13 protein-coding genes are annotated in these 12,900 nt (G+C 55.3%); 9 read left to right on the top strand and 4 right to left on the bottom strand.

The genetic code is table 11. The features are described from left to right. Nucleotides 1–66: 66 nt before the first annotated feature. The 3 genes from ACR0AI_RS14770 to ACR0AI_RS14760 are packed head-to-tail and all read right to left on the bottom strand — an operon-like array spanning nt 67 to nt 2,467. Nucleotides 67–1,230: a saccharopine dehydrogenase family protein gene (locus tag ACR0AI_RS14770; RefSeq protein WP_480675380.1), complete on the bottom strand. Its 1,164-nt coding sequence runs from the start codon at nt 1,228–1,230 to the stop codon at nt 67–69. Next, entirely contained in the window at nt 1,227–1,928 is a 702-nt protein-coding gene (locus tag ACR0AI_RS14765) for a DUF4166 domain-containing protein (protein WP_480675382.1), read from the bottom strand. The genes ACR0AI_RS14770 and ACR0AI_RS14765 overlap by 4 nt, the downstream gene beginning before the upstream one ends. 41 nt (nt 1,929–1,969) lie before the next feature. Further along, on the bottom strand, nt 1,970–2,467 hold the full coding sequence (locus ACR0AI_RS14760; RefSeq protein ID WP_480701392.1) for a GbsR/MarR family transcriptional regulator: 498 nt from the start codon (nt 2,465–2,467) through the stop codon (nt 1,970–1,972). Nucleotides 2,468–3,078: 611 nt separating this feature from the next. On the opposite strand from ACR0AI_RS14760, the gene ACR0AI_RS14755 reads away from it, so the two are divergent. The 4 genes from ACR0AI_RS14755 to ACR0AI_RS14740 are packed head-to-tail and all read left to right on the top strand — an operon-like array spanning nt 3,079 to nt 6,036. Next, nucleotides 3,079–3,420: a copper resistance CopC family protein gene (locus ACR0AI_RS14755; RefSeq protein WP_480675386.1), complete on the top strand. Its 342-nt coding sequence runs from the start codon at nt 3,079–3,081 to the stop codon at nt 3,418–3,420. 2 nt (nt 3,421–3,422) lie between these two features. Continuing rightward, on the top strand, nt 3,423–4,289 hold the full coding sequence (locus tag ACR0AI_RS14750; protein WP_480675388.1) for a copper resistance D family protein: 867 nt from the start codon (nt 3,423–3,425) through the stop codon (nt 4,287–4,289). A gap of 8 nt (nt 4,290–4,297) precedes the next feature. Further along, nucleotides 4,298–5,608: a multicopper oxidase family protein gene (locus tag ACR0AI_RS14745; protein ID WP_480675390.1), complete on the top strand. Its 1,311-nt coding sequence runs from the start codon at nt 4,298–4,300 to the stop codon at nt 5,606–5,608. Further along, nucleotides 5,605–6,036: a c-type cytochrome gene (locus ACR0AI_RS14740; protein ID WP_480675392.1), complete on the top strand. Its 432-nt coding sequence runs from the start codon at nt 5,605–5,607 to the stop codon at nt 6,034–6,036. The genes ACR0AI_RS14745 and ACR0AI_RS14740 overlap by 4 nt, the downstream gene beginning before the upstream one ends. Before the next feature lie 170 nt (nt 6,037–6,206). On the opposite strand, the gene ACR0AI_RS14735 is transcribed toward ACR0AI_RS14740, so the two are convergent. After that, nucleotides 6,207–7,109: a LysR family transcriptional regulator gene (locus tag ACR0AI_RS14735; RefSeq protein WP_170718713.1), complete on the bottom strand. Its 903-nt coding sequence runs from the start codon at nt 7,107–7,109 to the stop codon at nt 6,207–6,209. Between the two features lie 194 nt (nt 7,110–7,303). Between ACR0AI_RS14735 and cuyA the strand changes: the two genes are divergently transcribed. From cuyA to ACR0AI_RS14710, 5 genes are all read left to right on the top strand, one after another. Then, nucleotides 7,304–8,317 (top strand): D-cysteate sulfo-lyase, encoded by a 1,014-nt coding sequence (gene cuyA, locus ACR0AI_RS14730; RefSeq protein ID WP_480675437.1) that lies wholly within the window; start codon nt 7,304–7,306, stop codon nt 8,315–8,317. A 32-nt stretch (nt 8,318–8,349) separates the two neighbouring features. Further along, nucleotides 8,350–9,309 carry an ABC transporter substrate-binding protein gene (locus ACR0AI_RS14725; protein ID WP_170377011.1) on the top strand — a complete coding sequence of 320 codons (960 nt, stop codon included), beginning with the start codon at nt 8,350–8,352 and terminating at the stop codon, nt 9,307–9,309. A gap of 69 nt (nt 9,310–9,378) precedes the next feature. Further along, entirely contained in the window at nt 9,379–10,434 is a 1,056-nt protein-coding gene (locus ACR0AI_RS14720; RefSeq protein WP_170377013.1) for a betaine/proline/choline family ABC transporter ATP-binding protein, read from the top strand. Then, nucleotides 10,431–11,975, top strand: coding sequence for an ABC transporter permease subunit (locus tag ACR0AI_RS14715; protein WP_480675395.1), 1,545 nt, complete (start codon nt 10,431–10,433; stop codon nt 11,973–11,975). Before ACR0AI_RS14720 ends, ACR0AI_RS14715 begins: the two co-directional genes overlap by 4 nt. Then, nucleotides 11,972–12,694, top strand: a complete 723-nt coding sequence (locus ACR0AI_RS14710; RefSeq protein ID WP_480675397.1) for an alpha/beta fold hydrolase — start codon at nt 11,972–11,974, stop codon at nt 12,692–12,694. The genes ACR0AI_RS14715 and ACR0AI_RS14710 overlap by 4 nt, the downstream gene beginning before the upstream one ends. Nucleotides 12,695–12,900: the final 206 nt, after the last annotated feature.

Below are 12,900 nucleotides of genomic sequence, written 5' to 3'. Positions count from 1 at the left end.
AGCTGCAACTCATCTCGCAACCCGCGGAAAATACATTCTTGGCACTGTCAGCCGTTCGGTGCGAGGTTATCGTGGGGCGGTATTTTGGTACATCTGACGTCTAGGGGAACGATTTATGGTTCCGACCGTCTCTTCAGTGTCTCTCGGATCCAGGTGTTCGACCACTCCAGTGCGAAGCTGCAAATCTTCCATCGCGTGTTCAACCTCGGGCCGTGGAACCTCGTTCAAGCACGGACGCGCACCGGTCTTGATGTTTGCCAACTCTCGTAGGATCGTGCGGCACATGATGCCGGGCACAAACGGACCGTGACCCTCTTCGGCGATCAGCCGCCACTTGCGAGTTATGCCTCGTCCGTTGCATTTGCCAGAAACACTCACCTCCATGCCTCCACGGTCGCTCCCGAAGGGATAGAGCGTCTGTGAAATCATGTGGAGTGCGAAATAGGCCCATTCCGGGAACTCGAGCCACGCGTGTTGCCTCAACCGCGCCAGCAGACGGAGAGCCACGTTCATCACCGGCAGTTCAAGGCCAGCGCGAAAGGCTACAGTCTTTGCGCCGGTCAGGGTCGGAAGAAGCGCGATGTCGGGAACGTTGACGCTGTATCCAGCGCGGATCAAACCCGGCTCCAGTTCATACAGTTTGCGATCCGTCCATCCGATGGCCGTCCGCCAAGCTCCATCACGCCACAGTTGATATGGACGCCCGACGCCGCTCACGATGCTCTTGATAACGGACATGCCACGCGGTGCCCGGTTGCCGGGTAGGATTGCAATGTCGATCGTGTCGACACCCTCCAGCCCTTCGATCAGGTCTGCGGCGATACATGAGGACAGGCCGGGCACGCTGGACGCGCCTGACAACACGAAAACACCGGCCTCCTCGGCATCGGTGTTCAAGGTTGCGATGCCTTGTGTGAATGTCGCACTATCCGACAGGTCAAGATAGTGGCAGCGATTGGCGATGCAAAGCTTTGGGATCGTATAGGGGTCACCGCGATAGTGCTGGAACGGTCCTGCGGCATCAATAACCACGTCCGGTTTCTGATCAAACAGCGCCTCAGGTGCTGCGCTGATGTCCAGTTTCAAGGTCTGCGCATTCAGCTCCTGAGCCAGAGCGCGCCCCTTCTCGGGATGCCGTCCAACCAACCAGAGCTGGTGCCCGTCCCGCGCCAGCAAGCGGGCAGTCAGAGATCCGAAAACACCGTACCCCCCTATGATCACGACCTTCATGACCTGATGCTCCGGACAATTTCCGCATCGCGGAAGGTGGCGTCCTGCCAGATCAACGCGCCAAACAACGGATGTGTCAGTTCCAGGGTGAATCGGAAATATCCTCCACCAAGCTCTTCGTGGCCGACCACCAGACGCCCTGGACATACCCATCGCGGAAAAGACAGCCGTCTTTGTCCCAGTTTCAGAAAATACCGGTCACTGACGAAGTAGAGGCCGGTCCGTGTGCTTTTGAGTCTGAGCGAGATGCCGATCCCAAAGCCTATATATTCCTCCAACCCGGTTGGTCCGGCAAAGCGTTTGGAACTGCCAACCATCTGCGGAAACCCTTTGGCCCGGCCATATTGCCGGATCCAAAATTGACCGTCCGTTGCCGCATCTTCTGTGACGGTCACCACGGCGGAGCGACCGACCGAGGTGCGATCGAAAGGCAACGGTGCACCTATAACTCGCAGGGCAATGGCCAAAGCGCATCCAACGAAGTTCATCTGCATGTGGATTACGCGCCCCTGATAGGCAAGGCTGGCATCACCCAGCAGCCGTTTGCTGAATCTGCGTCGGATTGCTTTGGGTAAACGGGCCCATGCCGTAGCCCCCAGTAGGTTTTTGAACCGGTCGTCCTGGCCGCAGGCTGTATTGAATTGCGGTTGAATTGGTTCTGTTCCAAGCGCGGTCGAGGTTTCCTGCATTTCGAGCATTCTGTTGTTTCCGTCATAAGAGAAATTGAGGGTCAAATTTTTTAGCGGCTCTTTTTGCCTCCGGTAAGGCTGAGCAGGGAAACAACCTTGGTTCCCATTTTCATCAACATCATCAGCTTCGGACGGGGCACCGTCAGCATGTCGCGGAACCATGTGTCGGCCGTTGTCAGGAACTCTTGCATATCCTGCATCCGCTGCAGCGTGATTGGGTCCAACCCGCTTTCGGTTTCAGCTTGGTCAACGCATGCGCGCAGAGCCTGCGTTGCGGGATCAATCTCGCGCTCTTTACGTCCCTGAGCGATACGGATCCCCATTTCCCAAACATCTACCTCGGCCTCATAGTGTTCGCGCCGATCACCCGGTACAGGTACGCGCCGGATGAGACGCCAGCTCACCAATTCCTTTAGAGAGTTGGACACATTGGATCGGGCAATGCCCAAAGATTCGGCAATTTGTTCCGCGTTAAGGGGTCGGGAGCTGAGGTACAAAAGCGCGTGTATTTGTGCCACGGAACGATTGACACCCCACTGGTTCCCCATGTCCCCCCAATACAGGATGAACTGGCTTGCAGCATTTGATTTCGTCATGTCGATAATTTCTGTCATGACAGAAATATCAGGCATAAAGCACTGAAAATCAAGAGCACGATTGGAACTTCAAACAACAAAGCTATGTGGGGTGGGAGCTGAAGCGTCAAACATGAGATAAAATACTGGCTGAAAACGGTTTTTCGTGAGCGCTTTGATTTGGGCCGTCCGCTTGATCTCAACGATAACTTTACATGCGCCCAGATCGGTGCATTGCCCTTTTCGGCTTTACGTCAAGTCGCGCGCAAAAAGAAAGCGTAGTAAGAGGATAAGTTGGGGGGTCGAAAAGAGGGTTTTTTAGAATAAGCTGAGAGCAGAAACACTGCCACCTGTTCTCCGATTGGCGAACTTATGCGTATTCAAAATATTTGAGTGCAGATAGTGCTAGCAAATTTGGGCGTACCCGCAGCATTAGTTTCCACTTGAAGTGTCAGATTCGGGCCGTAAGCAACGGCTTGGCGACACGCCTCTGATGAAGCTCTGACCCTTGGTGCGGTGGCTCTGGTCATCAACTACATCCGCAGAATACAGTGTACTAATCAAATAAACTGAGGAACCTACCAATGAAAATGCTCCCCATATTTGCATTGATTTCCGCGCTTGCCACAACCGCTTTTGCCCATTCGAAAGTGGACACCACCACACCCGAAGACGGCACGACAGTTGCCGAGGTACCCTCTGAGATCAGCTTTAATTTCACGGATGATATTCGCCTGACAAAGGTTAACATGATCCATCAGGATGCGCATACCGTCACGCTCGACTTGGGAGATCAGACAAGTTTTAGCCGCGCGTTCGCGCTCCCGCTTCAAGGTATGGGTGAAGGCATCTATCGAATTGAATGGCGGGGCTTGGGTGTGGACGGGCATGCCATGCAGGGTGAACTCACATTTACAGTGGACTGAGTATGCCCGATATCTGGGGAATAGGCGCAATACTGTCCAAACTGATACTCTATGTCGGTATTGGCGGTTCGACTGGGCTTTTGATCACTCAGATTGCTTTCACCGACCTTTTGTCGCCTCTCAGCGATAGGGTGCGTCTGCAGGTTGTGCTGTTGGCGGCGCTTGCGCTTGTTGCCTCTGTCCTAGGGTTCATGCTGCTTGGCGCTGCCCTGACGGGTGGGGCCGATGGGATGATCGATCCTGAAATGCTCGGTCTGTTGTGGCAGACATCGGTTGGCGACGTTCTCGTCTATCGGATCACTGGAGCCATACTAATCCTCGCCGGAGTGTTTATTCCCTTTGTTGGGCAATGGATCGCCCTCGTGGGTGGATTGCTTGCTTTGTGGTCCTTTGCTCAGGTTGGGCATATTCCTGAATTGGAACCAATAGGTGTTCGCTTGCTCTTGCTCTTGCACCTTTTAGGGGTCGCGTTTTGGATCGGCATCCTCGGACCGTTGCGCACCCTTTCGCTACGGCAAGAATATCTGAGCGACGCAGCCAAGTTGGGCCATCGATTTGGCCAAGCGGCTTCGATTGTTGTCCCTGCTATGATTTTGGCAGGGCTAATAATGGCTTGGATGTTGTTGGGCGATGTGAGGGCGCTGACGACTACCGGGTACGGTCAAACCCTTCTGATCAAAATTGCATTTGTAGGAGTGGTCCTGACGTTGGCGGCCGTAAACAAACTCCGCTTCGTTCCAGCCATGCAAGCAGGGGACGATAAGGCGGCGCGTCATCTAGCGCGCTCGATTGAAATTGAAACTACGGTCATACTGATGGTGCTTGTCGCCACCGCGACGCTCACCAGCGTTCTGACCCTACCGAATTGAGGCATTTTATGAAAAGGCGAGACTTCCTGTTCACAACATGCGCGGCGGCACTGGCACCGCGCATTACTCTTGCATCAGCACCCTTTGAACTGGTCGCACAGCCGGTCAATGCGCAAATTCTGCCCGAAGGTGATCCGGCAACTCCGATGCTTGGCTTTAATGGCAGTACGCCCGGTCCGGTGCTTCGCGCCCGTCAGGGTGATACATTTGATATTCGGTTCCTGAACCAGATTGGTGAAGGCTCGGCGGTGCATTGGCACGGGCTGCGCATCGAAAATGCGATGGATGGCGTGCCGGGGATGACCCAAGACGTTGTCGAGAAGGGTGCTGAGTTCGAATACAGCTTTCGAGCACCCGATGCTGGCACGTTCTGGTATCACTCCCACAACCGATCCTGGGAACAGGTCGCCAGAGGTCTCTACGGGCCGCTGATCGTTGAGGAGCTAACCCCACCCGATGTGGATCACGATCTGATTGTTATGATTGACGACTGGCGCATCACCGAAGACGGAGCGCTTGTCGACGGCTTTGAGAACAGGCACGATCAGGCGCATCAAGGGCGGTTGGGGAACTACGCCCGCGCGCTTGTAGAACCAAATACGCCGGTCCGGCGCGGTGATCGCTTGCGCTTGCGGTTGATCAATGTCGCAACAGACCGGATATTCCCGATTGAACTTGAAGGCATCGACGGCAAAATCGTTGCGTTCGACGGTATGCCACTGCCGGACCCGCAAGAGGTTTCAAACCTTATTCTCTCACCGGCTCAACGCTTAGATATCATTGCTGACGTAACATCAGCTGATCACATTGCCTTTGTTTTCCCAACGCGCGACGATCCTTACCTGTTGGGTGAAATTCCGGTCGAAGGGGTGAACAGCACGCGGCAACCGTCCGCGATTCCCACGCTGCCACCAAACGAGCGGAAGCAGCCAGACCTGGACAATGCGGTGGCCCTGTCGCTCACCATGCAAGGTGGGGCTATGAGCCGTCCCGTAAGCACGCAAACTGACATTTGGGCATTCAACGGACAATCGGGCTTATCAGATACGCCGCTCCACAAGTTTGAACGTGGCCAAACGGCGCGCATCCGTCTGGTAAACGACACCCGTTTCCCGCATGGCATCCATCTGCACGGGCATCATTTCTTTGAAGTTGGGGCGGACAGCAGCTTAGGCGCTTTCCGGGATACGGCGCTAGTCAATCCTGGTGAGACCCGCGAAATCGTTTGCGTGTTCGACAATCCCGGTAAATGGCTGTTGCATTGTCACATGCTAGGGCATCAGGCGGCTGGCATGAAAACATGGGTGGAAGTCGTATGAAACGCGTGCTGGTACTGGCTCTATGTGGCGTTGCGAGCGAGGCAATTGCCAGCCACGAAATGGAAGACCGAGATTTGACCAATGGGCGCGTTCTTTACGGCGAACACTGCGCGTCCTGCCATGGCATCAATCTGGAAGGACAGCCAAATTGGCAGACTCCTGATGACAATGCTGTTCTGCCTGCACCACCGCATGATGAGACAGGGCACACTTGGCACCATGATAATCAGCTTCTCTTCGAGTACACACGACTTGGTGGCGAAGCAGCGCTAGCCGTACGCGGGGTCACTGGCTTCGCAAGCGGCATGCCGGGATTTAGGGATGAACTCACCGAAAATGAGATTTGGGATATTCTGGCTTATATCAGGTCAACTTGGCCCGATCGCATTCAGGAAATGCAAGCGAGTCGTAGTCCGCCGCACAATTGAGGAAGACGGTCTTTTGTCCGGTGTGCCAGTAGGGTCGCCCACATCCAAGACTGGTCCGTCTGCTGCCAAGACGCCACGGGGTTACGGCTTCATTTTGAAGGGTTCCGTCACTCAAAATTCGGTTCTAACAGAGTGTCTTGGTTTCTGGCCAGAGCTTGCGCTTTATAGGCTCAAGACTTTGAGGACGGCTTGTTTGTCCAGAAATCAAGCAAGGTTTTCGCTATCTCGGTCTGGTGGTGGGCATAGACCACCACGTCGAGCTTTTCCTGACCCAATTGGTTGCGTAGGGAGATCAACTCGCCGCTTTCAATTTCCTTGTGTACCATGCTGAACGGCAGCCAACCAACACCGAGACCGTTCAGGATCATTTCTTTTGCTCCACTTGAAAAGGCCGTCTGGCAAACGGGATTTTTGCTGAAATCGGCGGTTCCGAAAGGGAGTTTGCTCTTGTTCAATGCTTCGCCAAAATAGCTGTTTTCGGGATAGACGATGGCAGGCGTATCCAAAGGCACGTCACCGTTTCCGCGCACGGCATAGCGCAATCCGCCACCGATGACCGGAATGAGGTAGTCGTGACCCCAAGTGCCGCGACGAATGCCTGCTCCGAACGGCATTGGGGCGACGGTTTGCGCCTCGTAGCATAGCAGCATGTTGGTATCGCCGCGCAGGAACAGAGTAACACAATCGTTCAGATTGGCCGTTCTCAGGCGAAACCGGAGCCCCTTGAACGCAGCACGTGCACGCAATGCCATATCGGGGAAAGTGGAGACGACCGATGCGTGGGTCGCGGCGATCGTCACAATCGAAACGGTGGGGCCATGTTGCGCAATTTTTGTGCGCAGGTCATTCAATCTAGCGATCAAAGAGCGGATTTCGGCTTCGTTCGAAGCCAGTGCCGGACTGATCTCGACCCGGTTCGATTTGCGATCAAGAACTTCAATCCCCAGCCACTCCTCAAAACTGCGAATACGCCTTGAGAACGCGGGTTGAGTGATGTTTCTGCGGGCTGCAGCCCGCGTCATGTTCCGCTCTTCCAGAAGGGTCAGAACATCGTCAAACCACAGCATATTCATCCGCACCTCCATAGCACCCAAAGAAAATGTATGGGCAGCCTGCGAAATATGCACTGTTTTTATTCTTTTTCTTTTGAAACTGTTTGGCTGTAGGCAAAAGCAGGGAGAGAGTGGTGGCTGAGTCAATGCAGATGACCGGCGGTGACGCGGTGGTCGCGCCGGAGATGGTTTTGAGCTTGTGCAAGGAGCTATCGCTGACGCTGGCGAAATTTCCCCGGGTATCCCTTGGCCATCTTCCTACGCCTTTGGAGCCGATGGATCGCCTGAGCGAGGTTTTGGGTGGCCCGCGTTTATGGGTCAAACGGGATGATTGCACCGGCCTCTCGTCGGGTGGAAACAAGACCCGTAAGCTAGAATTTCTGATGGCTGACGCAGTCCAGAAAGGCGCAGATACCATCATCACGCAAGGGGCGACGCAATCCAATCACGCGCGTCAAACAGCAGCGGCGGCCGCAAAACTCGGCCTTGCGTGCCATATCCTGCTTGAGGATCGCACCGGTTCCAATGATGCGAACTATATTCTGAATGGAAATGTCCTGTTGGATCGTTTGCATGGCGCCAGTGTCTCCAAGCGTCCCGGTGGTGCGGACATGAATGCCGAGATGGAAGCCTGCGCTGCGCAGATGAAGGCAGAAGGCAAAAACCCCTACATCATTCCGGGCGGTGGATCCAACCCGATCGGGGCATTGGGCTACGTGAACTGCGCGCGCGAGTTATGCGAACAGGCGGCCAATGCAGGTTTGAAAATTGATGCGCTGGTCCATGCGACCGGTAGCTCGGGCACACAAGCCGGATTGGTCGCCGGTCTTGCGGCCCTTGAAAGTGACATTCACCTTCTGGGCATCGGCGTACGTGCCCCACAAGACAAACAGGAAGGCATGGTCCATGATCTGGCCGTGCGCACTGTCGAATATATGGAGACGGGTACGCCGATTGCGCGAGAAAATGTACGTGCAAACTGCGACTACGTCGGTGCAGGATATGGTCTTCCGACCAAAGGGATGATTGACGCGCTCAAGCTGTTGGCCCGCACCGAAGGACTTTTGTTCGACCCAGTCTATTCAGGTAAAGGATTGGATGGGCTCATCGACCAAACCCGCAAAGGCTATTTCGATGGTATGGACAATGTCGTTTTTCTGCATACCGGCGGAAGCGCAGCCCTGTTTGGCTATCCCGAAACTTTCGAACTTCCTGGCTACGTGGCCTGAAAATAAACAACAAACCAACAAGGAGATATCAAATGAAACTAAAAAAATACTTGATCAGCGCGGCTTTGGTTTCAGCTCTCGGCGCACCACTTGCCGCTGAAGAGGTTAAGATCGGTGTTCCTACTTGGACAGGCGCACAGGCTATTGCCCATGTCTTGGGTGAGATCGTGACCACCCGCATTGGCGGCACGGTGGAGTACGTGCCCGGTAACAACGCCACAATCTTTCAAGCGATGGATCAGGGTAAGGGCGATATCGATGTGCACCCCGATGTGTGGCTGCCAAATCAGGAAGCATTCACCAAGCAATATGTTGATGGTGCTGGCACCGTAACGTTGTCATCGAACCCCTATCAGGGCAATCAGGGTTTCTGCGTCTCCAAAGACTTTGCAGCAGAGATGAATATCACCGACATCGCGGACCTTGGACGCCCTGATGTGGCGGCCGCGATGGACAGCGATGGCAATGGCAAGGGTGAGATGTGGATCGGCGCACCCGGCTGGGCTTCGGCCAATGTGAACGAGGTGAAAGTCCGCGACTATGGCCTGTTGGACTTCATCGATCCGATCCGCGCCGAGGAAGCTGTTAAGACCGCGCGCATCAAGGACAGTATCGCCAAAAAAGAAGGATATGCCTTCTACTGCTATGAGCCGCATGCCGTCTGGTACATGTTTGACGTGGTGATGCTGACCGAACCGACTTACGATCCTGAAAAATACGTCATGGTGCAGCCTTCCGACGACCCTGACTGGTACAACAAGTCGATGGTGGCCAGCAAGGACGCCCTGAAGGAAGTGCAGATCGCTTGGTCCAACTCGCTTGGGGATCGCTCGCCGGCGATTGCGGAATTCTTCGCGAACTTCTCCCTGACCGCCGATGACGTGAGCTCGCTGGCCTTCGAGATCAGTGCCAATGGGCGCGATGCTGAGGAAGTTGCAGCCGAATGGGTTAACGCCAATTCCGAGCGCGTAGATGCGATGCTGGGTCTCTGAGCCAGACCAAAAAACAACGGGCAGCACCTAGCGGTGCCGCCCTACTTGAAGGCACGCACGGGTGGGCGGATGAGCGACGAGACTGTAATCGAAATTTCCAATATATGGAAAATCTTTGGCGCTAAGCCCGAAGCTGCTCTGGAAGCCATTCGTGCGCGTGGACTGACCAAGGCTGAAGTCCTTGCCGAATTCAATGCGGTGGTGGGCGTGGCCGATGTCAGCCTCAACGTAAACCGCGGTGAGATCTTCTGCATCATGGGGCTGTCAGGGAGTGGCAAATCCACACTCGTGCGCCATTTCAATCGCCTGCTCGAACCAACGGCCGGCAAAATCGAAATCGAGGGCACGGACGTCATGGCGCTCGGCACAAAGGAGCTTCAGGCTTTCCGCAACCGGAAAATCGGGATGGTGTTCCAGAATTTCGCGCTGATGCCCCACCGTTCGGTCCTCGATAACGTTGCAATGCCATTGGAAATCCGCCAGGTCGCCAAGAATGAGCGTATGCGGCAGGCGGCTGCTATTCTCGACATTGTCGAATTGGGAGCGTGGGGGTCGAAATTTGCGCACGAACTCTCTGGCGGCATGCAGCAACGTGTGGGGCTTGCCCGTGCGCTCGCGGCCAATCCTGATGTTCTGTTGATGGATGAGCCATTCTCCGCACTTGATCCCCTGATCCGACGGCAGTTACAGGATGAGTTCATCCGGTTGTCGAAAATTCTCAAGAAGACCACGATCTTCATCACCCATGACCTTGATGAGGCTGTCCGCATCGGGGACCGGATTGCGATCATGCGTGACGGCAAGATGGTGCAGATCGGCTCGGCTGAGGACATTGTCATGCATCCCGCTGATGACTACGTCGCTGATTTCGTGGCCGGGATATCGCGGCTGAAGGTGGTGCATGCTCATGCGGCAATGCAACCTTTGGACAGCTACCTCGCCACGCACGGCCCACTGCCGGCTGACATCGACCGGGTGGACCACAATGAGACACTTTCCGCTTTGATTACGCGAGCCATCGACGACGAACGGCCGGTTCTGGTGTCCGAAGGCGGCGAGGACAGAGGTGTCATCACTCGCGCAGATCTGTTGCGCACCGTGATTGAAGGGACGGAAATGTCATGAGTGAAGATCTTGGTGTGAACCCCCTTGAAGACACAGAAAGCGAAGCCGCGCAGGCCTATGCTGAGGAACGCCGGGAGAATATCCGCACCTTTGTGCGCACGAGCCCCGATTACTACATCCGCAATTTCGACAAGATCGGGGCATCCGCGCGTTTTACGGCAACCTTCAACTTGATGGCCGGGCTCTTTGGTCCAATCTGGTTCGGCGCACGCGGACTTTGGTCCTGGGCATTGGCTTTTCTTGTCGTCGAGGCGATCGGCTTTGTGCAGATCGCGCGGGGCCTGTTCGGAGATCTGGGAGCAGACGCGCTGGCCCGTGTGACCTCGATCGAAGGTACGCTCGATTTGCGCTACCAGCAGCTTGCAGCCGCCCAAGAGAGCGGCTCGGATCGAGCCGCAGCCATCCAGCGCCAGATCGAAGGGCTGGAGGCCAATATTGAAGGCTTCCGCGCTGAGGCAGAGTTGCTTGCCGCACAAGGTCCGTCGATTGCACTCACCGGTGTTGTCATCTTGCTTGTGGCCAAGCTCATACAGGCTGTGGTCGCCAACTGGGCGCTGGAGGCCCGGTTTTCTGACTGGCTCTCAGATCGCACAATTCGCTCTGGCATGCCGGTCAGCCAGATAGTCTTCAGCGCGGGTTTCATGATCCTTTTGGTCGCGACCGCAATGATCCACTACAGTTTCCCGGGTCGTTTTTCGTTTCTTAGTGAATTCCCGACAGATAACTCAATTCGCCTGGCCAGTATTGACAGCGTAGAGGCATTTATCGCCTGGTGCGTCGCCAACAGTGTGGCGTTCTTTGACGGACTCACCGCAGCTATTCGCTGGTTGCTGGATGCCATGGAGGTGGCGTTGGTTCAGACCCCTTGGATCGTGGTTGCCGCGCTGATCGTTCTGTTGACCTGGCTCACGGCTGGCTTGCGCATGGCTATATGGTCTGGTGCCTTTCTGGCCTATATGGGCCTTCTCGGCTTCTGGGAAAAAGCTATGACGACGTTGGCGCTTCTCGGCACAGCGGCGCTGCTTTCCATCGTGATAGGCATTCCTCTGGGCATGTTTTCTGCGCGTCGACCGCGCTTCTACGCTGTCATCCAACCGATCATGGATTTCATGCAGACCATGCCTGCTTTTGTTTTCATGGTGCCTGTGATTGCCTTTTTCGGGGTCGGCAAACCAGCGGCAGTCATTGTTACGATGATCTTCGGTGGGACACCCGTGGTACGCCTTACTGTTTTAGGCCTGCGTGGTGTTCCCGAAAGCGTGCGTGAAGCCGCGATCAGTTTTGGCGCCAACAAGTGGTACCTTCTCACCAAGGTCGATCTACCGCTCGCCAGCCCCTCCATTCGCGCAGGCATCAACCAGACAATCATGCTGTCGCTGGCCATGGTCGTCGTGGCCTCACTTATTGGTGCGAAAGGGCTGGGCGAAGACGTCCTCGAGGCGCTGCAATACGCCAATGTGGGCCAAGGTATCCTCGCAGGCTTTGCCATTCTCTTCTGCGCGATGATCCTTGACCGGATCGTACAAGGCCAGCGAAAGTGACCCCCCTTGTCCTTGTTCATGGTTTCATGGGGGGCAGCGCACAATGGGATGGATGTCGCGATACACTGCAGCAGCAAGTTGATGTGATTGCAGTCGACCTGCCCGGGTTCGGAGCAAATGCCCATCTGCCGCCAATCGACAGTATCGGCGGATATGCGGATTGGGTTGTCCAGCACCTCCGCGGCCTTGGAGTGGAGGAGTATCATCTGCTGGGTCATTCCATGGGCGGCATGATCGCTCAGGAAATTGCTTTGCGAGATCGTGAAAGGATTAACCGTCTTGTGCTTTACGCAACTGGCGCCATCGGTGTTTTACCAGGGCGGTTCGAGACTATTGAGCAGAGTAAAAAGCGCGCTGCGGAAGACGGCGCGGCTGCCACAGCACGCCGGATCGCAGCGACTTGGTTTCTGGATTGCGAAGCTGCAACCGGATATGAACACTGCGCCGCGATTGCCGCTCAAGCCAAGCTGCCGGCCTTGGAGGCCGGCCTAGATGCGATGCAAGCCTGGTCAGGAGAACAGAACCTCCCCCATATCCAGCAAGAAACTCTCGTCCTTTGGGGCGATCAGGACCGGACATATCCATGGATCCAAATTCAATTGCTTTGGGAGACGATCCCTAATACATCGCTTGCGGTCGTACCGGCCTGCGCCCACGCGCTCCATGCGGAGAAATCTGATCTGTTTCAAAGATTTATATCCAACTTTTTGGATCGCTGAGGTATGCAAACGAGTCTTTTATTTGCAGGGCGGCAGCCGAAGGCATTTTTTTAAAGACCTACAGGTTCGTTACCCGCTCGATTTGGCCGTTGCAGCGATAGCCTAGTTTAGTTAGCCGCGCCGCAGCAAGTGTCGGAATAACTAACCCTTTTTAGCGCGCCAAACGCATTGAAAAGTCTTCCATAGGTTGCCATTGAATCCCCCGC

The sequence above is a fragment of the Ruegeria sp. BG3 genome, assembly GCF_056538485.1.
Note: the sequence above shows the minus strand (reverse complement) of the source record. Positions and strands in the feature narration are given on the sequence as shown.

What these genes read in the sequence shown, in the direction of transcription:
- ACR0AI_RS14735 (WP_170718713.1), bottom strand. Translation starts at nt 7,109, where the DNA reads ATGAATATGCTGTGGTTTGACGATGTTCTGACCCTTCTGGAAGAGCGG.
- ACR0AI_RS14770 (WP_480675380.1), bottom strand. Translation starts at nt 1,230, where the DNA reads ATGAAGGTCGTGATCATAGGGGGGTACGGTGTTTTCGGATCTCTGACT.
- ACR0AI_RS14745 (WP_480675390.1), top strand. Translation starts at nt 4,298, where the DNA reads ATGAAAAGGCGAGACTTCCTGTTCACAACATGCGCGGCGGCACTGGCA.
- ACR0AI_RS14740 (WP_480675392.1), top strand. Translation starts at nt 5,605, where the DNA reads ATGAAACGCGTGCTGGTACTGGCTCTATGTGGCGTTGCGAGCGAGGCA.
- ACR0AI_RS14725 (WP_170377011.1), top strand. Translation starts at nt 8,350, where the DNA reads ATGAAACTAAAAAAATACTTGATCAGCGCGGCTTTGGTTTCAGCTCTC.
- ACR0AI_RS14750 (WP_480675388.1), top strand. Translation starts at nt 3,423, where the DNA reads ATGCCCGATATCTGGGGAATAGGCGCAATACTGTCCAAACTGATACTC.
- ACR0AI_RS14720 (WP_170377013.1), top strand. Translation starts at nt 9,379, where the DNA reads ATGAGCGACGAGACTGTAATCGAAATTTCCAATATATGGAAAATCTTT.
- ACR0AI_RS14765 (WP_480675382.1), bottom strand. Translation starts at nt 1,928, where the DNA reads ATGCTCGAAATGCAGGAAACCTCGACCGCGCTTGGAACAGAACCAATT.
- ACR0AI_RS14755 (WP_480675386.1), top strand. Translation starts at nt 3,079, where the DNA reads ATGAAAATGCTCCCCATATTTGCATTGATTTCCGCGCTTGCCACAACC.
- ACR0AI_RS14715 (WP_480675395.1), top strand. Translation starts at nt 10,431, where the DNA reads ATGAGTGAAGATCTTGGTGTGAACCCCCTTGAAGACACAGAAAGCGAA.
- ACR0AI_RS14760 (WP_480701392.1), bottom strand. Translation starts at nt 2,467, where the DNA reads ATGGGGAACCAGTGGGGTGTCAATCGTTCCGTGGCACAAATACACGCG.